This is a genomic window from Hymenobacter cheonanensis (assembly GCF_030581075.1).
Taxonomy (GTDB): Bacteria; Bacteroidota; Bacteroidia; order Cytophagales; family Hymenobacteraceae; genus Hymenobacter.
In genome coordinates this window covers 124,732-145,713 of sequence record NZ_JAUQSW010000004.1, presented here as the reverse complement: position 1 = coordinate 145,713, position 20,982 = coordinate 124,732, and the positions used below count along the sequence as shown (strand labels likewise).

At 62.0% G+C, this 20,982-nt stretch carries 14 protein-coding genes; 10 read left to right on the top strand and 4 right to left on the bottom strand.

Annotated elements, in window-relative coordinates:
- Positions 1–37: 37 nt before the first annotated feature.
- Positions 38–385, bottom strand: coding sequence for a hypothetical protein (locus tag Q5H89_RS09435; RefSeq protein WP_305019054.1), 348 nt, complete (start codon positions 383–385; stop codon positions 38–40).
- A gap of 143 nt (positions 386–528) precedes the next feature.
- On the opposite strand from Q5H89_RS09435, the gene Q5H89_RS09430 reads away from it, so the two are divergent.
- Both Q5H89_RS09430 and Q5H89_RS09425 read left to right on the top strand, forming a co-directional pair.
- On the top strand, positions 529–2,499 hold the full coding sequence (locus tag Q5H89_RS09430) for a site-specific DNA-methyltransferase (protein WP_305019053.1): 1,971 nt from the start codon (positions 529–531) through the stop codon (positions 2,497–2,499).
- A gap of 6 nt (positions 2,500–2,505) precedes the next feature.
- Positions 2,506–5,241: a restriction endonuclease gene (locus Q5H89_RS09425; protein WP_305019052.1), complete on the top strand. Its 2,736-nt coding sequence runs from the start codon at positions 2,506–2,508 to the stop codon at positions 5,239–5,241.
- Between the two features lie 294 nt (positions 5,242–5,535).
- On the opposite strand, the gene Q5H89_RS09420 is transcribed toward Q5H89_RS09425, so the two are convergent.
- Positions 5,536–7,395, bottom strand: a complete 1,860-nt coding sequence (locus Q5H89_RS09420; protein ID WP_305019051.1) for an FG-GAP-like repeat-containing protein — start codon at positions 7,393–7,395, stop codon at positions 5,536–5,538.
- A gap of 176 nt (positions 7,396–7,571) precedes the next feature.
- Positions 7,572–9,047: a D-alanyl-D-alanine carboxypeptidase gene (locus Q5H89_RS09415; protein WP_305019050.1), complete on the bottom strand. Its 1,476-nt coding sequence runs from the start codon at positions 9,045–9,047 to the stop codon at positions 7,572–7,574.
- Between the two features lie 59 nt (positions 9,048–9,106).
- Here Q5H89_RS09415 and Q5H89_RS09410 point away from each other — a divergent pair, with 59 nt between their 5' ends.
- Complete coding sequence (locus tag Q5H89_RS09410; protein WP_305019049.1) at positions 9,107–10,114, top strand: alpha/beta hydrolase family protein; 1,008 nt, start codon at positions 9,107–9,109, stop codon at positions 10,112–10,114.
- Positions 10,115–10,117: 3 nt separating this feature from the next.
- Here Q5H89_RS09410 and Q5H89_RS09405 read toward each other — a convergent pair whose 3' ends face one another.
- The gene (locus Q5H89_RS09405; RefSeq protein WP_305019048.1) at positions 10,118–11,662 is read right to left on the bottom strand and encodes a hypothetical protein; all 1,545 of its coding nucleotides are present in this window, start codon (positions 11,660–11,662) and stop codon (positions 10,118–10,120) included.
- A gap of 166 nt (positions 11,663–11,828) precedes the next feature.
- Here Q5H89_RS09405 and Q5H89_RS09400 point away from each other — a divergent pair, with 166 nt between their 5' ends.
- The 7 genes from Q5H89_RS09400 to ilvN all read left to right on the top strand — a co-directional run bounded on the left by Q5H89_RS09400 (position 11,829) and on the right by ilvN (position 20,885).
- The gene (locus Q5H89_RS09400; protein ID WP_305019047.1) at positions 11,829–12,995 is read left to right on the top strand and encodes a 2-isopropylmalate synthase; all 1,167 of its coding nucleotides are present in this window, start codon (positions 11,829–11,831) and stop codon (positions 12,993–12,995) included.
- A 321-nt stretch (positions 12,996–13,316) separates the two neighbouring features.
- A complete protein-coding gene (gene leuC, locus Q5H89_RS09395) occupies positions 13,317–14,708 on the top strand; it encodes a 3-isopropylmalate dehydratase large subunit (RefSeq protein WP_305019046.1) in 1,392 nt (463 codons plus the stop codon).
- Entirely contained in the window at positions 14,708–15,304 is a 597-nt protein-coding gene (gene leuD, locus Q5H89_RS09390) for a 3-isopropylmalate dehydratase small subunit (RefSeq protein WP_305019045.1), read from the top strand. The genes leuC and leuD overlap by 1 nt, the downstream gene beginning before the upstream one ends.
- A complete protein-coding gene (gene leuB, locus Q5H89_RS09385; RefSeq protein ID WP_305019044.1) occupies positions 15,292–16,413 on the top strand; it encodes a 3-isopropylmalate dehydrogenase in 1,122 nt (373 codons plus the stop codon). Before leuD ends, leuB begins: the two co-directional genes overlap by 13 nt.
- 287 nt (positions 16,414–16,700) lie before the next feature.
- Positions 16,701–18,425 carry a dihydroxy-acid dehydratase gene (ilvD, locus tag Q5H89_RS09380; RefSeq protein ID WP_305019043.1) on the top strand — a complete coding sequence of 575 codons (1,725 nt, stop codon included), beginning with the start codon at positions 16,701–16,703 and terminating at the stop codon, positions 18,423–18,425.
- Positions 18,426–18,474: 49 nt separating this feature from the next.
- Complete coding sequence (ilvB, locus tag Q5H89_RS09375; RefSeq protein ID WP_305019042.1) at positions 18,475–20,208, top strand: biosynthetic-type acetolactate synthase large subunit; 1,734 nt, start codon at positions 18,475–18,477, stop codon at positions 20,206–20,208.
- A gap of 71 nt (positions 20,209–20,279) precedes the next feature.
- Positions 20,280–20,885, top strand: coding sequence for an acetolactate synthase small subunit (gene ilvN, locus Q5H89_RS09370; RefSeq protein WP_305019041.1), 606 nt, complete (start codon positions 20,280–20,282; stop codon positions 20,883–20,885).
- Positions 20,886–20,982: the final 97 nt, after the last annotated feature.

Here is a 20,982-nt window from a genome sequence, read left to right as displayed (position 1 = left end):
CTATCCGGCGGCGGGCGAGCCACCCCATTTGGCCCCGCTACTGCCCGCGCTCGCTTAGCAGGGCGTTGTATTTTTCCTGCAGGTCGGTATAGAGCGCATACACGTGTAGCAGCTTGTTTTTGCAGTCGTCGAGCGAGTCGAGGTGGTAGCCGGCGGCCGGCTCGGCGGCCAGGGTCAGCCCGGGCGCGGCCAGCTCGCGGAAGTCCTCGGCAAAGTCGTGGTAAATGAGCTGGCCCACGCGCTTGATGAAATCAAAATCCAGGTTCGGGTCCTCAAAGCGGCGGTACAGCGTGGGCCGGCTGATGCCCAGCGCCCGGTGCAGCTGACTCAGCTTCACGCCGCTTTTGGCCACCACGGCCGCCACTAATTCACCACGGTGCTGCATCGCTACGCTACTCTCGAAGGAAGAAAAGCAAATTTGCGGCTAAGGGTTTACGAAATTCGTATTAGTTTTTTTACATTTTTGATGCATTTTTCAATCTATTTGAATCATATTTGTAACGAATTTTTATTCTCTGCTTCATCGCTATGCCTAGCCGTAGTTTTAGCCCTGCCGCCGGGGCTGTTGATAACCTGCGCCAGTTTTTTCCGGAAGCGCTAAGCGAAGGCAAGGTCGATTTTGAGCGCCTGCGGGCCCTTTTGGCAGCCGAAGACGCGCTAGCCCCCGCCGCCCCCGAGCGCTACGAGCTGCAGTGGGCCGGCAAGGCCCAGGCCCGCCGCGCGGTGCAGCAGCCCCCTACCGCCACCCTCGTGCCCGACCCGGCAGCCAGCGTAGACTGGGCTACCACCCGGCACGTTTTTGTGGAGGGCGAAAACCTGGAAGTGCTGCGCGTGCTGCAGCGCGGCTACTTCGGCCAGGCCAAAGTGCTGTACCTCGACCCGCCCTACAACACGGGCTCCGACTCGTTTGTGTACGCCGACAGCTACGCCGAGCGGCGCGCGGCCTACGAGCAGCGCACCGGCCAGCGCGATGCCGGGGGCCTGCTCAACCACCAGGACCTGTGGCACAAAAACACCCGCGACAATGGCCAGTACCACTCGGCCTGGCTCAGTATGCTGTGGCCGCGCCTGTACCTGGGCCGCAACCTGCTGCGCGAAGATGGGGTACTGTTTATTTCCATCGACGACCACGAGGTGCACAACCTGCGCCTGGTGCTGAACGAAATATTTGGCGAAGAGAACTTTATCGCTGAAATCGTGCTCGAAACGGCTACTGATAACAACCCCAATCAGGTATCGAAAGAGCACGAGTACCTGCTGGTGTACGCCAAGAATAAGGAGCTGCAGCCCGACTGGTTTACCGAGTCAAAGAAGGCGCAGCTTATTGAGAAGCAGTACCAAAAGCTGCGCAAGCTGCACGGCCCCGACGTAGCGACCATCCAAGCTGACTTACGGCGCTGGCTGAAGGAAAACCGCGCCGACCTGCGCGGCGCCGAGCACTACGACAACGTGGACGACCAAGGCGTCTTTCACGATGCCGACGCTGCTAACCCCAAGTTTGGCGGCTACGTGTACGACGTGCCGCACCCGCGCACTGGCCGCGCCTGCAAGGTGCCCGAAAAAGGCTACCGCTACCCCGAGGCTACTATGAAAAAGCTGATGGCCGCCGGCGACATCCTTTTTGGCGAGGATGAAACGACCATTCTTAAGCCCAAAAAGCGCCTTGCCCAGGCCAAGGACCAGCTGCGCAGCCTCATCTACAACGACGGCCGGGCCGCCTCCAAGCGCCTGAACAACCTGCTGGGCCGCGATATTTTCCGGTTTCCGAAGGATGAAAAGCTGCTGGCCAGCCTGCTGGCCTTCGTAACGAAAGACGACGACCTGATTATCGACTTTTTTGCCGGCAGCGGCAGCACTGGCCACGCCGTGCTCGACCTCAACGCCCAGGATGGTGGGCGGCGGCGCTACCTGCTGGTGCAGCTGGCCGAGCCGGTGGCCGACAAGTCGGAGGCCGCCCAGGCGGGCTACCGCACCATCGCGGACATCACCCGCGCCCGTCTCACCCGGGCCGGGGCGCAGCTGGCGGCGGCCAGGGCCGGGCAAGTGCCCCCGGCCAGCGGCCCGCCGCCCGACCTGGGCTTTCGGGCCTACCGGCTGGCGGCCTCCAACTTCCGCGCCTGGCAGCCTGAGGTAGCGGCCGCGCCCGATTTGCTAGCCCAGCTCGACCTGTTTCAGACGCCGCTGCACGGCGACCGCGACGAGGCCACGCTGCTTACCGAACTGCTGCTGAGGCTGGCGGGTAGCCTCGATGGGGGGCCGCTGTCGGCGGCCGTGGCGCGACACGAGTGGGGCGGCCTGGCCGTACACGCGGCCGCGGGTGGCCAACTGTGGCTAGTCCTGGCGGGGCTCAATGAGGCGATAGTAGCCGCCGCCGTAGCCGCCCGGCCGCAGCGGCTGGTGGTGCCGGGGCAAGCCTTCGCGGGCGAAAACCCCGACGAGCAGGTGAGCAATGCCCGCCTGCAGCTGGCCGATGCGGGAGTGGTTTTACAGTTGATTTAGCCCGCCATGCAGCTTCAGTTTGACGCCGAGCAGGACTACCAGAAAGCGGCCGTGCGGGCCGTAGTAGACGTTTTTGCGGGCCAGCCGCTAGGCCCCGCGCCACTTGAGATAGCCGTGGGCCCGGCCGCCCCCGGCTCGCTGGCCTACGCCGAAACCGGCATTGCCAACCGGCTGGTGCTGGCCGACGCCCAGCTGCTGGCCAATGTTCGGCAGGTGCAGGCCGGGCAGGGCCTGCCGCCATCAGAGGCGCTGGTGCCGTGCGCATTTCAGACGGCGGCGGGCACTACCGACGCCGCTAGCCTGCCCCTCAACCTGACGGTGGAGATGGAAACCGGCACCGGCAAAACCTACGTGTACTTGCGCACTATTTATGAGCTGCACCGCACGTATGGCTTCCGCAAATTTGTGGTTGTGGTGCCCAGCGTGGCTATTCGGGAGGGCGTGTGCAAGTCGCTGGCCATCACCCACGCGCACTTTCAGGCGCACTTTGGCTACCCGCCGGTGCAGCACACGGTGTACCACAGCGGCCGGCCGGCGGCGCTGCGCACCTTCGCCCTGAGCGACGCGCTGCATATTCTGGTCATCAACATCGACGCCTTTGCCAAGGACTCGAACCTCATCAACCGGCCCCGCGAAACGGGCGTGCGGCCTATCGAGTACCTGCAAGCCACCAGGCCCATCGTTATCGTGGATGAGCCCCAAAACCTGGAAACCGACGCCCGCAAGGCCGCCCTGGCCGAGCTGCACCCCCTGGCCACGCTGCGCTACTCGGCCACCCACCGCCACTTCTACAACCTGGTGTACTCGCTCAACCCGGTGCAGGCCTACGACCTGGGCCTGGTAAAACAGATTGAGGTTGACGGCATTACGACCGATGGCAACTACAATGCGGCCTTTGTGCGGGTGAAGGCCGTGCATAAGACCGCCAGGGCGCTCACCGCCCGGCTAGCCATCTTCTGCAACGAAAAGGGCGGCGTGCGGCAAAAAGAAGTGACCGTGCGCCTGGGCAGCGACTTATTCGCCCTCAGCAAGGGACGCGACATTTACCGCAACGGCTTCCTTGTGAATGAGCTGAACCAGGAGGAAGGCAGCGTAACCTTTGCCTCGGGCCTGCGCGTGCGGGTGGGCCAAGAGGTCGGCGGCCTTACCGAGGCCGTGCTGCGCTACCAGCTGGAGCGCACCATCAAGTGGCACTTCGAGAAGGTGCGCCAGCTCAAGCCGCGCGGCATTAAAGTGTTGTCGCTCATTTTTGTGGACCGCGTGGCCAACTACCGGCGCTACGACCCCAACACCAAGCAGCCGCAGCCGGGCCGCTTTGCCGAGTGGTTTGCCGAGATTTACTGCGCCTACGCGGCGCGGCCCGAGTACGCGGGGCTGCTGCCCTTTGCCGCCGACCAAGTGCACGACGGCTATTTTTCGCAGGACAAGGCTAGCCCCGCCGGCAAGGACACGCGCGGCGACACGGCCCTCGACCGCGATACCTACGCCCTGATACTGCGCGACAAAGAGCGCCTGCTCGACCCCGCCGAGCCGCTGCAGTTCATCTTCTCGCACTCGGCCCTGCGCGAGGGCTGGGACAACCCCAACGTGTTTCAAATCTGCACCCTGAGCGAAACGCGTAGCGAGGTGAAGAAGCGCCAGGAAATAGGCCGCGGCCTGCGCCTGGCCGTGGATGCCGGCGGCCGGCGCATCTTCGATAAGGGCCTGAACGTGCTCACCGTCATTGCCAACGAGAGCTACCAGGACTTTTCGGCGGCCCTGCAGCGCGAGCTGCAGGCCGAAACGGGCGTGGAGTTTGCGGGCCGCACCCGCGACGCGGCCACCCGCCGCACCCCGCGACGGCCCCAGGACAAGGAACTGACGCCCGAAAACTACCCCGCTTTCTTCGCCATCTGGGAGCGCATCCGGCACCGCACGCGCTACCGCGTGGCTTTCAGCACCGCCGAGCTGATTGCCGGGGCCGTGGCCGCCCTACACGACCCGCACCAGACGCCGCCCACGCGCCCGCCCCAGCTGCGCGCCAGCAAGGCTCGCCTGGCTTATTCGGCAGCCGGCATCGGCGGGCAGCTGGCGGCCGAAGACCAGCACACGGTGTACGCGCCGGCCTTTGCCGTGCCCGACGTGTACGGCTACATCCAGAGCCGCGTGGAACTGACGCGGGCCACTATCTTTCAGATTATGAGTCAGTCAGGTCGACATGATGAGCTGTTGATTAATCCGCAGGAGTTTCTCGACCACGTGGTGGCGGCCATTCGGCGCACGCTGCACCGCCTGCAGGTGGCAGGCATCACCTACGAGCAGCTAGGGGGCCAAACGTATGAGATGCGCCTTTTTGAGGACGAGGAAGTGGCGCAGTACACCCACAACCTTTACCCGGTGCAAAACCCCGGCCGCACCCTCTACGACTGCGTGCCCGTGGATAGTGCTACCGAGCGCAGCTTTGCCGCGAGCTGCGACGCGGCCGAGCAGGTCGAGTTCTACTTTAAGCTGCCGCGCGGCTTTCTCATTCCGACGCCGCTCGGGCACTACCGGCCCGACTGGGCCATTGTGCTGCGCGGCGAGCGCCGCATCTACTTTGTGGTCGAAACCAAGGGCTCGGCCGGCCAGGCCACGCCCATCGACCCCGAGAGCCTGCGCGGCAAAGAAGCCCTGAAAATTGCCTGCGGCACCGGCCACTTCGCCGCGCTGGAGCCGCTGGGCGTGACGTACCAGGTGGCGGCTTCGCTGCGGCAGGTGGGCTAGCGGGCGGGCTAGCGAGGCTATTTCTTGGGTGAACGCGGGCCTGCCCTGGCGCCGGGCCCCACCCCCGGCCCCTCCCCTACGGGAGAGGGGAGCCTGGCGAAAATAATTGTTAGTGAGCGCGTGCATGAGCGGTCGGCTCCCCTCTACCCAAGGAGAGGGGCCGGGGGTGAGGTCCGGCGCCAGGTACTCATGAATTAACAAACGGCCCTACGCAAAACAGCTCGCCTGCTTCATTAGGCGAAGCAAGTGAGCTGTTTAATACTTTGCTGTTTAACAGCACCTTACCCTAGCCACCTAATTGCGGCTGATGCGCTGGGTGGTGGTGCCGGCAGCCGTGGTGGTGCGCAGCAGGTAGAGGCCGGGGGCCAGCGTGGGCAGCTCGGCCAGGGCCTGGGGCGTGGCGCTCAGGGCCAGCCTGCGGCTATACACGGTGCGGCCGTCGAGGGTGAGCAGGGCTACGGTGGCGGCCTGCGGCACGTCGGTGCCGGGCAGGGCCACACTCAGGGCGTCGGTGAAGGGCACGGGGAAGGCCAGAGCCTTGGCCGAAGCGGCGCTGCCGGTGGCGGGGCGGGCCAGCACGGCCACGGCCGAGTAGGCCACGGTGCCGTCCAGGTCTACCTGGCGCAGGCGGTAGTAGCTGGTGCCGGCCGGGGCGGTGGCATCGAGGTACTGGTAGCTACGCGGGGTAACGCTGGAGCCGGCGCCGGCCAGGGTGCCCACGGTGGCGAAGCTAGCCCCGTCGAGCGAGCGCTGCACCTCGAAGCTGGCGCTGTTGGTTTCGGTGGCGGTAGCCCAGCTCAGCAGGGTGCCGGCGCTGGCGTTTTGGGCCGTGAAGCTGGTGAGCGTAACGGGCAGCGGCGACGCGGTGAGGGCCGTTTGCTGGGCCTGGGTGTAGAGGTAAACGGTGCCGTTCTGGTCCCCAATCAGCATATCGAGCTTGCCGTCGTTGTCGATATCGGTGATGATGGGCGCCGCAAAGCCGCCTTCGTTATTGCCGGTGGTGCCCATGTTGATGGCCGTGGTGCCGTTGGTAGTCAGGTTGCCTTTGCTGGTGAACGTGGTAGCATAGCGGGCGCTCTGCTCGTAGCGGGTGATGGCCCCTAGCTGGCTGCCCATCACCATGTCGAGCAGGCCGTTGCCGTCCATGTCAAAAATCAGGGGCTTGGCCGTGCCGTTAGCGGCAGTACCATCGGCCTTGATGTTGGCGCCATCGGCCTGAATGTTACCCGCATCAGCCACGAAGGTGGTCGAGTTTACGGCCGTGGCCTCGTAGCGCTTCAGCAGGCCCGAGTAGTCGCCAATCAGCAAATCGAGGCGGCCGTCGCCGTCGAGGTCCGTCACGGCCGGGCGCGGAAACTGCGCGCCCGTCAGCAGGTCAGCCGTGGTCGTGCCGCTAGGCACCTGAATGTTGCCTTTGGCCGTGAAGGTGATGGCGCCGGCCGCCGTTTGCTCGAAGCGGGCAATGTGCCGGTCGTCGCCGGTGCCGACCAGCATATCGAGCAGGCCGTTGCCATCGATGTCGGCTACCGTGGGCTTGGCAAAGTTGGCCACCCGAATGTCGCCGCCCGTGCCTAGCTGCAAATTGCTAACCTTGCTGAATACCGTGCCGTTAACATTGGTTTGCTTCCAGTATTCTACGTTGCCGTTGGCGTTGCCAATCAGCAGGTCGGTGCGGCCAGTGTTGGTGAGGTCAGCGATGGTCGGGGTTGAATAAAACACCGCGCCATAAGTGCCGGTCACCGCCGAGTTGGAAGCCGCCGTTACTTTAATAGTGTTGAAGCTACTCCCCTTTGTAGTTTGTTGCGGAAAGGTGACGCCCGAGGTGCTGCGCGTCACGCCAAACTGCGTGCCCGACACGGCAACGCCGCTAGCGGTGGTCAGCACCAGCTTGCCGGTGCTGGCGGCTACCGGAATAGTTACGGTAACCGAACCCAGCGCATTGGCCGTAATCTTGAGCGACTGCCCGTTGAGCATTACCGATTTGGTACCGGTGAGGCTCGTGCCCGTGATGAGGACCGACGTACCAGCAGGGCCGGTGCTGGGCGTGAAGCTGCTAATGGTTTGGGCACTGCTGAGCAAAGGCAGGCCTAGCAAAGCAGCAAATAGCGTTTGGCTCGACAGTTTCTTAAGTAGGGTGTTAGTAGAGAGTAGCATAACAGGGCGAATGGCGAAGGGCTGAGGTAGTAGAACACTACAAATTTCCCCCGCTGACCCCGGCCGTAAGCCGCTCAATCGTTCAACCCCGCCTAATTCTGTGTAAGCGTTTGCCAGGTTTCGTCCAACAAATTCCGGCGGCCCGGCAGCTTGGGCACCTTCAGTTAACCTCCACCTTAAAGCCGCGCCCGCACCTCCCCTAGCAAGCGCTGCATGGCATTGCGCGTGGCCTGGTCGTCGCCGGGAATGCTGTTGTTGAAGAATGTGACCGCCACCAAGCGGCCACTTTTGCAGCGCACGTAGCCCGCCAGGTTGCAAGTGTGGGTGAGCGTGCCGGTCTTGCCCCAAAACCACGTCACCTTGGGCGGGCCGGGCTCAAAATAGCGTTTGCGTAGCGTGCCCTGGCCCCCGCCGGCGGCCAGCAAACTCAGCAGGCGCGCCTCGGGCACCTGCTGGTGCAGCCGCACCAGCACCGCCGTAAGCGTGCGCGGCGTGAGCAGATTCAGCCGCGACAAGCCCGAACCATCGACCCAATCGGGCCGGTCGGGCAGGTTCTTAAGCTCATGCTGAAGCATGTACCGAATGGCGCGCGCGCTGCTCAGCGAGTCGCGGTAGCCCACGCGGGTGCTGGTCATTAGCAAAAGCTGCTCGGCCAGGAAATTGTCGCTCACGCGCAGCATGCGGCGGTAGAGCGAGTCGGCGCGCAGGCCGCGCAGCGTGCGCAGGCTGTCGCGGCTAGGGTGCGGGCGCCACTGCGCGCCCACAATGGCCCGGCGCAGCGTATCGCCGAGCAGGCGCAGCAGCAGCGGGCGGCTGGTGCGGTAGGGCACCTCGTCAATCCACTTTTTGGGGCCGGGCACGAAAGTGAAGTGGTTGTCGGCCTGGGCGCGGTACACGTGCATCTCGTCGTCTTGGTCGGGCGAGAGGCGGAAATCGGGGCTAGCCCGCTCGGTGAGGGGCGCAAACTGGCGCGGCGCCACCCGCACCCGCTGCGGCAGCACGCGCACCGCCGCGCCCGGCCCCGTGCGCACCGCCTGCGGCGCCGCCGCATAAAAGCGCACCGTGTTGCCATACACCGGAAACGCCGTGCGCTCGGGCTGAAAATAGTAGCCAAAATCGTCCCAGGTCCAGCCCGGGCCGTAGGCCGGCACGGTAGCGATATCGCAGTAAGCCAGCACCTTCTCGGGCCGGCCGGCCAGGAAGGCATAGGCGCGGCGCGAGGGTACGTCGCCGTGCAAAAAAGTAGGGTCGCCGGTGCCCTGGAAGTACAGCGTGTCGCCGCGCGAGAAGTAGCGCAGGCTGGGCAGCGAGTCGGGCAGCAGCGTGAGGCCGGTGTACAAACTCAGCAGCTTCATGGTGCTGGCCGGGGTGAAGTACTTGCCCTCGTTGTAGCTGAACAGTGACTGGCCGGTAGTTGCATCGGCCAGGGCCACGCCCACCTGCTGGCGGCGCAGCGTAATGGAGCTGTCGAGCTGCTGGCGCAGCCAGGGCATGTCGGTTTTGCCGGTGGCCGAATCGGTGACGATGGCCGGCGGCAGGGCCGGCGTAGTCGTTTGCCCGCAGGCCGTGGTGAGCGAAAGCACCGCCGGCGCCAGCAGCGCTACGCAGCGCGGCCCCGAAAAAGTAGCAAGAGAAATACGCAGAGTAGGCACGGGCGCAACTTAAGCACGAATGCGGCAGTCGTTGGCCTGTATTCACTGGTTTCACCGCTTTGCCTGCCTCTTTCTTGCGCCTGTTCTCCCTGTTGCTCTTGCTGTTGGCGGGCCCCCTGGCCGCCCGCGCCCAGCCCAAAACGCCCGCCGATTTTGGCTACCGCCACCTCACCATGCGCTACCAGCGCGACACGGTGAACATCATCGTGCTTTCCAAAAAAGGCGAAGAGTTGAAGCGCAAGCCGGTGTTTCTGTTCGTGCAGGGCTCTACGCCGCAGCCCGTCATCATGTACGATGACAAGGGCGCCTTCCCCATGCTGCCCTTTGAGCTGGACACGCTGCTGGCGCGCTACCACTTCGTGGAAATCAGCAAGCCCGGCATTCCCGTCATCGCCCACACCAAGGCCCTGACGCCCAATTACGCCTACCTCGACCCCAAAACCGGCCAGGCCCCGCTAGCCTACTGCCAGCGCAATTACCTCGAATATTACGTGGCCCGCGATGCGGCCGTGCTGCGCTACCTCACCCGCCAGCCCTGGGTGCAGGCTGACGATATTACGGCAATGGGCCACTCGGAGGGCAGCAACGTGGTGGCGCGGCTAGCCCGGCACCCCGGGCCGCTGCGCCGCGTGGTGTACCTCAGTGGCAGCCCGCTGGGCCGGATGCTCACCGTTATTTCCGGCAATCGGCAGGACGCTGATTCGGTGGGCGCGGAGAACAATTTCACCTTCTGGCAGCAGGTAGTGGCTAGCCCAAAGGAAAACAATTGCCTGGGCGACACGCATTTGCTAGTGTCCTCGCTGTCGTCTCCCCAAACGCCGCTCAACGATTTTCTGCACAGCAACATCCCCGTTTTTGTGGGCTACGGCACCCGCGACCGCTCGGCGCTGCTTGAAGACTACATGCGCCTGGAAATGATACGGGCCGGCAAAACCAACCTCACTTTCCGCGCCTACCCCGGGCTGGAACACAATTTTTTCGGCTTCACCAACGGCGAAATCGACCACAAAAAGTGGAATTGGGACCGCGTGGCCCGCGATTTCTTTGCCTGGATGCAAACGCACTAGCCCCTATTTCATCGTCAGAAACTTCTGCTGCATCACCTCCTGCACCGAGCGGCCCGAAATCTTGCTTTCGAGCCACGAAATGATGTCGAAGTAGAGGAAGGGCCGGCGGTCGAAGGGCTGGGCCGCAATTTCTTCCAGCTTGTTTTTCAGTGCTTTAAATTCGTCACGCAGCTGGCTGGGCTCAATGTGGCCCACCCGCCGCAAAAACCGGAATACCGCTACCTGCATCGGCTGCTGGTCGTTCATCTTGGCCAGGAAGTGGTACACCGAGCGCACCTGGTGCTCCAGCTCGGCATCTTCGCCGGCCTCGTAGTGCGCCACCAGGTTGAGGATGCGCGCAAAGCACTGCAAATCTTCGCGCAGGCTGAGGTCCTTGTGGTCGATAATTCGGTTTAAGTACTTGATAGCCTGCTTATACTGCCCACTACCAAAATACAGACAGGCAATTTTATAGTAGAACACCAGAGTGCGGTGCAGGTCGAGCTGCGCTTTGTATTGCCCGAGTTGCTCCAGCAATTCCGGGATAATCTCGACGCCCTCTGTGAAGCGCGCCTCCAGGAAGCAGGCGTTGATGCGGTTGGTCCAGATGTACTGAAACAGCAGAATTTCGGTGTTGGGCGTGGCCCGGCGCGTCTGGTTGGCTCCAAAGTCTTCCAGCCGTTGCAGCACCTCGCTGAACTTGCTGTAGTACTGCATATTAAATAGCGCCGCCAGTAGGTTGTGCAGTCCCTTGATGTAGAGCATCGTCTGGCTTTCCTTCAAATCGGGCTGCCGCTCAAACAGGTCGACCCACTTTTGAGCGTAGCGGTAGCACGCCCGAAAATCCTGATTAATCGTGTGATACCACACGTGCGCCTGGTAAAAGTAAAGCTTCTCCCAAAAGCCGCTGCCCCGCCCTAGCTGAGCCGGCAAGTGCGCCCGAAAATACTGCGTAAATCGCTCGTGGTCAGCCTGATTGCGCGCATGACCGGCTTGCAGATACAATCCATACAGCCGCAGCGAGGCGTTGGACAAGGCGTGCTGCTGCGCCAGGTGCGCGGCCGTAGCCGTAGCCTCGGCCGCCAGCGACTCGGCTCGGCCCTGCAAGCTGCGCGTGATGTATTGCGACTCGATAAGCTTCTCAAAATCAATGGCTAGCAGGGCCACGTGCGGCAGCTCGGCCTGTTGGGCGGCCAGCTTCACGCGGGCCAGCATACGCAGTGCCTGCTGGTAGAAGCCCTTATTGTAGAGCACGCGGGCATAGTCGAGCTGCTCGTGCAGCTGGATATCGAGGTTTTGGCCGGCGTGGTAGAGGCGCAGGCTGGCCAGCAGCTGCTTATAAAGATTGGCCTTGAGGTTGGCGAGCTGGGCGCGCTTGAGGGCCGGCACCTGGGCTAGCACGCGCTCCTCGTCGAGGCTTTCCTGGGCGTCGAAGGCATCGAAAAGCTGCAGGAATTTCAGGCCCTCGGTAGCGCCCTGCCGGTTAGTGAAGAGCCGAAAATGGCGCTTTTCTGACTGCGTCAGGGATTTTATGAGTTGAAAAACCGGGTCGCTGCTCTTGTTAGGCATTGTATAATACTAAACTATAAAATACTAATTTTCAGTTGCTTATCCCAAAAAACAATCGGCTTGGAAATAGTAGAAACCACGGAAAAATGTTTTCGATAGCTTGAAAAGTACTAGTACTTGCAATGCAATAACAAAGCTGACCCCGCACTGGCGGGCTTTTACTTCTATGGCGACGCAAAAAATTCAGATTTTCGATACCACGCTCCGCGACGGCGAACAGGTGCCGGGCTGCAAGCTAAACCAGCAGGAGAAACTCGTTATTGCCCGCCAGCTCGAAGCGCTAGGGGTAGATGTGATTGAGGCCGGCTTCCCGGTATCGAGCCCCGGCGATTTTGCCGCCGTGGCCGCCATTGCCGCCCAAACCCAGGAAGCCACCGTGTGCGGCCTCACCCGCGCCGTCGAAAACGACATTCGGGTGGCCGCCGAGGCGCTGCGCTCGGCGCGCCGGCCGCGCATCCACACCGGCATCGGCACCTCCGACCTGCACGTGCAGCAGAAGCTGCGCACCACCCGCGAGGACGTAGTGACGCGTGCCATCGCCGCCGTGAAGCTCGCCAAGAGCTTCGTGGAGGACGTGGAGTTTTACGCCGAAGACGCCGGCCGCACCGACAATGAGTTTCTGGCTAGGGTGTGCGAGGCCGCCATTGCGGCCGGCGCTACGGTGCTCAACATCCCCGACACTACCGGCTACTGTCTGCCCCACGAGTACGGCGCCAAGATTAAGTACCTGTACGAGAACGTGAAAGGTATTGACCGGGCCATCCTCTCGACGCACTGCCACAACGACCTGGGGCTAGCCACGGCCAACTCCATCGCGGGCGTCAGCAACGGCGCACGCCAGATTGAGTGCACCATCAACGGCGTGGGCGAGCGCGCCGGCAACACGGCCCTGGAAGAAGTTGTCATGATTCTGCGCCAACACGCTGACCTCAAGCTTACTACGGGCGTAAATACGCGCCTGCTGGCCGAGACGTCGGCCATGGTTTCGCACCTCATGAGCATGCCCGTGCAGGCCAATAAAGCCATTGTGGGCGCCAACGCCTTTGCGCACAGCAGCGGCATCCACCAGGATGGCGTGATAAAGTGCCGCGAAACCTACGAAATTATTGACCCTAAAGAAGTTGGCGTAGCCGATTCGAGCATTGTGCTCACGGCTCGCTCGGGCCGCGCGGCCCTCGCCTACCGCCTCCAAAAGCTGGGCTACGACTTGGAGCGCCCGGCCTTGAACACGGCCTACGCCAGCTTCCTGCAAATGGCTGACCGCCAACGCGAAGTATTTGATAACGACTTACATATCCTCATCGAGCAAGAAAAAATAGTAGCCATCGGCTGAAAAGGCTAAGGAAACGGGGTGGCAGGCGCTGCCAGTGGGTGGGAGCAGGGAAATCAGGGGGTCGGGTTAAAACCCCATAAACGCCATTCTTTCACACCCTTAACACGACCAAAATTTCCCCCTGTTGCTTCGTTTCCTTATTCTTTTTATTGTCTTAACTAAAGAGCATAACCAAATACAGCTGTCATGCTGAACGCAGTGAAGCATCTCTACCGCATTATTGAACGGTACGGCAGAAGCGACCAAGATGCTTCACTGCGTTCAGCATGACAGACTTATTGGTCTGACGTTTTAAAAATTACGTTATCCTATTCCTACCCCATGTCCCGCACGCTATTCGATAAAATCTGGGATGCCCACGTCGTTCGCTCCATCGAGGGGCTCGACGTGGTGTACATCGACCGCCACCTCATTCACGAAGTCACTAGCCCCCAGGCATTTGACGAGATTTCCGCGCGCAACCTGCCGCTATTCCGCCCCAGCCAGATTCTGGCCACGGCCGACCACAACGTGCCGACCTTGCACCAAGACCAGCCCATCCGGGAGCCGCTCTCGCGCCTGCAAGTAGAAAAGCTGACCGAAAACTGCCAGAAATACGGGATTGAATTGTACGGGCTAGGCCACCCGCGCCAGGGTATTGTGCACATCATCGGGCCGGAGCTGGGGTTGACCCAGCCGGGCCTGACGATGGTGTGCGGCGACAGCCACACCAGCACCCACGGCGCATTTGGCGCGGTGGCCTTCGGCATCGGCACCAGCCAGGTGGCGCAGGTGATGGCCTCGCAGTGCCTGCTGCTGAGCCGGCCCAAGCGCATGCGCATCTCGGTAGAAGGCGAGCTGCGGCCGGGCGTCACGGCTAAAGACTTGATTCTCTACATTATCGCGCAGCTCGGCACAGGCGGGGCCACCGGCCATTTCGTGGAGTACGCGGGTAGCGCCGTGCGCGGCCTCAGCATGGAAGGCCGCATGACCATCTGCAACATGAGCATCGAGATGGGCGCGCGCGGCGGCCTCATCGCCCCCGATGCCACCACGTTTGCCTACGTGGAGGGCCGGCCCTTTGCGCCTAAGGGCGCGGCTTGGAACGACGCCGTGGCCTACTGGCAAACGCTGTATTCGGACGACGACGCCACGTTTGAAACCGAGTACACCTACCAGGCGGCCGACATTACGCCCATGATTACCTACGGCACCAACCCTGGCATGGGCATCGCCCTCACCGGCCACGTGCCGAGCGAAGTACCCGCCAGCGAAGCCGAGAGCTTCGATAAGTCGCTGAAATACATGGGCTTCGAGCGCGGCGAGTCGCTGCTCGGCAAGCAGATTGACTACGTATTTATCGGCAGCTGCACCAATTCGCGCATCGAGGACCTGCGCGCCGTGGCCGCCTACGTGCAGGGCAAGCAGAAGGCTGAGCACGTGGCCGCCTTCATCGTGCCCGGCTCCAAACAAGTTGAGCAGCAAGCTATTGCCGAGGGCATCGACAAGATTTTTGCTGCCGCCGGCTTCGAGCTGCGCGAGCCCGGTTGCAGTGCCTGCCTGGCCATGAACGAGGATAAGATTCCGGCCGGCAAGTATTGCGTGGCTACCTCCAACCGCAACTTCGAAGGCCGCCAGGGCCCTGGCTCGCGCACGCTGCTGGCTAGCCCGCTGGTGGCCGCCATTACGGCCGTGCAGGGCCGCATCGTAGACATTACGCAGTATTTGAACTAATGGAAAAATTTCAAACCCTGCACACCACCGGCCGCCCGCTGCCGCTGGAAAACATTGATACTGACCAGATTATTCCGGCCCGGTTTCTGAAAGCGACCACCCGCGAGGGCTTCGGCGAAAACCTGTTTTGCGACTGGCGCTACAACGCCGATGGCTCGCCCAAAGCCGACTTCGTGCTGAACGACCCGCGCTACACCGGCACCATCCTGGTGGCGGGCAAAAACTTTGGCTGCGGCAGCAGCCGCGAGCACGCCGCCTGGGCGCTGTATGATGCCGGTTTTCGGACGGTTATTTCCAGCTACTTCGCCGATATTTTCCGGGGTAATGCCTTGAATACCGGCCTGTTGCCCCTGCAAGTGAGTGATGAGGTGCTAGCCCGCCTGCTGGCCGCCATCGAGGAGAACCCGCAGCTGGAACTGGTGGTCGATTTGCCTTCGCAGACCCTAGCGGTGCCGGCCTGGGGCGAGACGTTCAGCTTCGCCATCGACGGCTACAAAAAGGAGTGCCTGATTAACGGCTACGACGACATTGACTTTTTAGTAAATCAAAAATCGGCCATTGAGGCCTTTGAAAAACAACGCGCATGGACATGGTAACCAAGAAAATAGCCTTGCTGCCCGGCGATGGCATCGGGCCGGAAGTCTGTCGGCAGGCCGTGAAAGTGCTCGACGCCGTAGCCGAGCGCTTCGGCCACCGCTTCGAGTTTACTTCGCACCTGGTGGGCGCCTGCGCCATCGACGCCACCGGCAACCCGCTGCCCGACGAAACCCTGGCCGCCTGCCGCGCCTCCGACGCGGTGCTGTTCGGGGCTATCGGCGACCCGAAGTACGACAACGACCCCAGCGCCAAGGTGCGGCCCGAGCAGGGCCTGCTGCGCATGCGCAAGGAGCTAGGGCTGTTTGCCAACATCCGGCCGGTTACGGCCTACAAAGCCTTGCTGAAGCACTCGCCGCTGAAATCGGACCGTATTGAGGGCACCGACCTGGTGATTTTCCGGGAACTGACGGGCGGTATCTACTTCGGTGAGAAAGGTCGCACGGCTGATGGCACGGCTTACGATAATTGCACGTATTCACGGCCCGAGATTGAGCGCATTGCGCACTTGGCGTTTCAGTCGGCCGCCGGGCGCCGCCAGCACCTCACGCTGGTTGATAAAGCTAACGTATTGGAAACCTCGCGCTTGTGGCGCGAAGTAGTGCGCGAAATCGCGCCGCAGTACCCCGAGGTGACGGTCGATTACCTGTTCGTGGACAACGCCGCGATGCAGATTATCACCAACCCCAAGCAGTTCGACGTGGTGCTGACCGAGAACATGTTCGGCGACATTATTTCGGACGAAGCCTCGGTCATTGCCGGCTCGATGGGCCTGCTGCCCTCGGCTTCGGTGGGCGCGGCGGTGGCGGTATTCGAGCCCATCCACGGCTCTTATCCGCAGGCCAAGGGCAAGGGTATTGCCAATCCGCTGGCGGCCATTCTTTCGGCCGCCATGCTGCTTGACCACGTGGGCCTGCCGGCCGAAGCGGAATTGGTACGCGAAGCGGTAGATGAAGCCTTGACCAACAACATCTTGACGCCGGAGCTAAATCCTACTGCGCCCTACACTACCGAGCAGGTGGGCAGCTACGTGGCTTTTTGGATTGCCGACTCGAACGAGCAGCAGTGGAACGCGCACAACATTGCAGTGGGCGTGAGCACGATTATTTAAGTAACTCGCCTATAAATACTTGCTTGTCATGCTGACGAAGGAAGCATCTCGCTCGCTTCGTCGCTAGCGCACGAGGTTACTGCACCAAGCGAGATGCTTCCTTCGTCAGCATGACAAACGATTTCAATTCTCAAGCCATGCGTCCTTTCCTGCTAGTCATTTCTGTGGTCATTATTCCTACCCTCGCGGGCTAGCAGGTACTTCTTACCCTTAAGATAACCTTCCTGGCCCGCGGCTCAGGAAGGTTTTTTTAGGACCAATTCGTTTTTCTTCGCCGCCTTAACACTATGACTCTCAATAAATTCAGTCGCATCTATACCCAGGACGACAGCTTGCCGGCCTCGCAAGCCATGCTTATTGGCGCGGGCCTGTCGGATGCGGATTTGCGCAAGCCGTTCGTGGGCATCTGCTCCACGGGCTTCGAGGGCAACACCTGCAACATGCACCTGGATGGGCTAGCCAACGAGGTGAAGCGCGGCGTGGCCGCCCAGGGCCTGGTAGGGCTCCGCTTCAACACCATCGGCGTGAGCGACGGCATCACCAACGGCAACGCGGGTATGCGCTACTCACTGGTTTCTAGGGAGATAATTGCCGATTCGATTGAGGCCATGGCGGGTGCGCACTACTACGATGCCCTGGCCACCGTGGTGGGCTGCGACAAGAACATGCCCGGCGCGCTCATCGCCATGGCGCGGCTCAACCGGCCCTCTCTGATGGTGTATGGCGGCAGCATTCGGGGCGGCGAATTTAAGGGGCAGAAGCTCAACATTGTATCGTGCTTCGAGGCTTATGGTAAAAAGGTTAACGGGCAGATTTCGGAGGAGGATTACCAGGGCATTATTCATAATGCCTGCCCGGGGCCGGGCGCGTGCGGCGGCATGTACACGGCCAATACCCTGGCGGCGGCCATCGAAACGCTGGGCATGAGCGTGCCCGCGTCGTCGTCGCTGCCGGCCGAGAGCGCGGCCAAAATGCAGGAGTGCCTCGATACCGGCGGGTATCTGCGCCGCTTACTGGAGCTTGATTTGAAGCCGCGCGACATCATGACCCGCGCGGCCTTTGAAAACGCGATGGTGGTGGTAACGGTGCTCGGCGGCTCGACCAATGCCGTGCTGCACCTCATTGCCATTGCCCACGCGGCCGGCGTGCACCTCACCATGGAGGATTTTCAGGCCGTGAGCAACCGCGTGCCGGTGCTGGCCGACCTCAAGCCCAGCGGCAAGTACCTGATGGAGGATTTGTCGAAGCTCGGCGGCGTGCCCGCCGTGCAGCGCACGCTGCTCGACCACGGCCTGCTGAACGGCGACCTGATGACCGTGACCGGCCGCACGCTGGCCGAGAACCTGGCCGAGGTGCAGCCGCTAGGCCCCGGGCAGGACTTGCTGCGCCCGCTCAGTAACCCCATCAAGGCCGACGGGCACATTCAGATGCTGTATGGCAACCTCGCTACCAAGGGCAGCGTGGCCAAAATCAGTGGCAAGGAAGGCTTGCGGTTTGAGGGCCCAGCCATCGTTTTCAACTCGGAAGAGGAGCTGAACCAGGGCATTATCGACCACAAAATCAAGGCCGGGCAGGTGGTGGTGATTCGCTACGTAGGGCCGAAGGGCGGGCCGGGCATGCCCGAAATGCTGAAGCCTACCTCGGCCATCATGGGCGCGGGCCTGGGCGATAAAGTGGCCTTGATAACGGACGGCCGCTTTTCGGGGGGCACGCACGGCTTCGTAATCGGCCACATTTGCCCCGAGGCTTACGACGGCGGCGGGCTAGCCCTGGTGCAGAACGACGACTGGATTATCCTCGACGCCGCCACCAACACCATTGATGTGCAGCTGACCGATGCCGAGCTGGCCGACCGCCGCGCCGCCTGGCGCCGCCCGCCGCTGCCGGTGCGCCAGGGCGTGCTGCTCAAGTACATCCGCACCGTGAGCGACGCCAGCCACGGCTGCATCACCGACCTATTGGAAGAAGACGAGCAGGCGGTGCCAACGGCAAGCGCCCACTTGACGCACTAGCGGGCCAGCCGACCAGGACGTTTCACAACTGCCTAACCTACAAGCAATTATGTACCAGAATCAAGCCGCTACCGCCCCCGCCGCCCCTACCCTCGCCCCCACCACGGGCGCAGTAGCTACGCTGCAAGCCCTGGTGGCTGAGGGCGTGGACACGATTTTTGGGTATCCCGGCGGGGCCATCATTCCGATTTACGACGCGCTCTACGACTTCAGAGAGCAGCTCAACCACGTGCTGGTGCGCCACGAGCAGGGCGGCATTCATGCGGCGCAGGGCTACGCGCGCAGCTCGGGCCGGGTGGGCGTGGCGCTGGCCACGAGCGGGCCGGGCGCAACCAACCTTGTGACGGGCCTAGCCGATGCGCTCATCGACAGCACGCCGCTGGTGTGCATCACGGGGCAGGTGTTCGCGCATTTGCTGGGCACCGATGCGTTTCAGGAAACGGATATCATCAACATCACGACGCCCGTCACGAAGTGGAACTACCAGGTAACGAGGGCCGAAGAAATTCCCGAAGCCCTGGCCAAGGCGTTTTACATTGCGCGCAGCGGCCGGCCGGGCCCGGTGTTGGTCGACATCACCAAGAATGCGCAGATGCAGACCTTCGACGCGCCGGAGTACGCGCCGTGCACGCACATTCGCAGCTACCGGCCCGCGCCGGTGGTGCGCAAGGAGTATATCGAGCAGGCGGCGGCGCTGATTAATAGCGCCCAGCGGCCGTTTATCCTCTGGGGCCAGGGCGTGGTGCTGGGCAAGGCTGAGCGTGAGTTTCAGGAATTTGTGGAGAAAAGCGGCATCCCGGCGGCCTGGACCATCCTGGGGGTGGGGGCCCTAGCCACCGGCCACCCGCTGAATGTGGGCATGCTGGGCATGCACGGCAACTACGGCCCCAACGTGCTCACCAACGAGTGCGATGTGCTGATTGCCATCGGGATGCGCTTCGACGACCGCGTGACCGGCCGCCTCGACAAGTATGCCAAGCAGGCCCAGGTGGTGCACCTCGACATTGACCCCACCGAGATTGGCAAGAACGTGAAAACCACCGTGCCGGTGTGGGGCGACTGCAAGGAAACCCTGCCCTTGCTCACGGCCCTGGTTGAGCCCCGGCAGCACGAAGCCTGGCTAGCCCGCTTCAACGACTACGCGGCGCAGGAAGTGGACGCCGTGATTCGGGAAGAGCTGTTTCCGACGTCGGAGGAACTGACGATGGGCGAGGTGATGCAGCAGCTCAATGAAATTACGGGCGGTGAGGCCGTTATCGTGTCCGACGTGGGGCAGCACCAGATGGTGGCCTGCCGCTACGCGCGGCAAAACCAGTCGCGCAGCCACGTTACGAGCGGCGGGCTGGGCACGATGGGCTTCGCGCTGCCGGCCGCCATTGGGGCCAAGTTTGGCGCGCCGCACCGGCCGGTAGTGGCCGTGATTGGCGACGGCGGCTTCCAGATGACCATCCAGGAGCTGGGCACGATAATGCAGACGGGCGTGGACGTGAAAATCATCATCCTCAACAACCAGTTTTTGGGCATGGTGCGGCAGTGGCAGGAGCTGTTTCACCAGCGCCGCTACTCGTTTGTGGATATCCAAAGTCCTGATTTTGTGGCCGTAGCGGCTGGCTACCGCATTGCGGGCCAGCGCGTGGACGCGCGTGACGCGCTACGTCCAGCGCTCGAAAAGATGCTGGCGCATCCTGGCTCTTTCCTGCTCGAAGTGATGGTGACGAAGGAAAACAACATCTTCCCGATGGTACCGCAGGGGTGCAGCGTGGCGGAAATCCGGCTGCGGTAATTATCTGGCAGGATACTGAATAAGGTCGTCATGCTGTGCTTAGCATGACGACTGATTTAAACTTATTGATTATGAGTCCCGAACCCGCCGACCGCCAGGAATACAACATCACCGCGTACACCGAAAACCAGGTGGGTTTGCTCAACCGCATTGCCATCATTTTTTCGCGCCGCAAAATCAATATCGAAAGCCTCAACGTGTCGCCTTCGGAGATTGAGGGCATTCACCGCTTCAACATCGTGATTGTGGAAACGGAGGAGGTGGTGGAAAAGCTCGCCAAGCAAATCGAAAAGCAGGTGGAGGTGCTCAAAGTGTACTTCAACCCTAACGAAGACGTGATTTGGCAGGAGATGGCACTCTATAAAGTGCCCACCGACATCATTGCCGAGAAAGTGCTCGTGGAGCGCTTGCTACGCGAAAACGGGGCTAGGGCCGTCGTGATTCGCAAGGACTACACGGTGTTTGAGACTACCGGCCACCGCGAAGAAACCGACAACTTAATCAAGGCTTTGCAGCCTTACGGGCTCATTGAGTTTGTGCGGTCGGCGCGCATTGCCATCATCAAGGCCAGCGATGGCTTCCACCACAAGCTCCAGGAGTTTGAGCGCCGCGAGCCGGGCGAGGAAGTGGCCGAAAACGAGTTTTTGAACGACCGCGAGCAGGTATTTACCATGTAACAGCCCCACCTCCAACCCCTCCCCTGCCGGGGAGGGAAGCAAGACAGCCTTTTAGCTAAGAATCTTAATAAACCTCTTTTAACCACTTCCTTGCTCC

Bases quoted from the DNA above. Each gene is read 5' to 3' on its own strand.
- leuC (WP_305019046.1), top strand. From the start codon at position 13,317: ATGTCCCGCACGCTATTCGATAAAATCTGGGATGCCCACGTCGTTCGC.
- Q5H89_RS09405 (WP_305019048.1), bottom strand. From the start codon at position 11,662: ATGCCTAACAAGAGCAGCGACCCGGTTTTTCAACTCATAAAATCCCTG.
- Q5H89_RS09430 (WP_305019053.1), top strand. From the start codon at position 529: ATGCCTAGCCGTAGTTTTAGCCCTGCCGCCGGGGCTGTTGATAACCTG.
- Q5H89_RS09435 (WP_305019054.1), bottom strand. From the start codon at position 385: ATGCAGCACCGTGGTGAATTAGTGGCGGCCGTGGTGGCCAAAAGCGGC.
- ilvN (WP_305019041.1), top strand. From the start codon at position 20,280: ATGAGTCCCGAACCCGCCGACCGCCAGGAATACAACATCACCGCGTAC.
- leuB (WP_305019044.1), top strand. From the start codon at position 15,292: ATGGACATGGTAACCAAGAAAATAGCCTTGCTGCCCGGCGATGGCATC.
- Q5H89_RS09425 (WP_305019052.1), top strand. From the start codon at position 2,506: ATGCAGCTTCAGTTTGACGCCGAGCAGGACTACCAGAAAGCGGCCGTG.
- Q5H89_RS09400 (WP_305019047.1), top strand. From the start codon at position 11,829: ATGGCGACGCAAAAAATTCAGATTTTCGATACCACGCTCCGCGACGGC.
- Q5H89_RS09420 (WP_305019051.1), bottom strand. From the start codon at position 7,395: ATGCTACTCTCTACTAACACCCTACTTAAGAAACTGTCGAGCCAAACG.
- leuD (WP_305019045.1), top strand. From the start codon at position 14,708: ATGGAAAAATTTCAAACCCTGCACACCACCGGCCGCCCGCTGCCGCTG.
- ilvD (WP_305019043.1), top strand. From the start codon at position 16,701: ATGACTCTCAATAAATTCAGTCGCATCTATACCCAGGACGACAGCTTG.
- ilvB (WP_305019042.1), top strand. From the start codon at position 18,475: ATGTACCAGAATCAAGCCGCTACCGCCCCCGCCGCCCCTACCCTCGCC.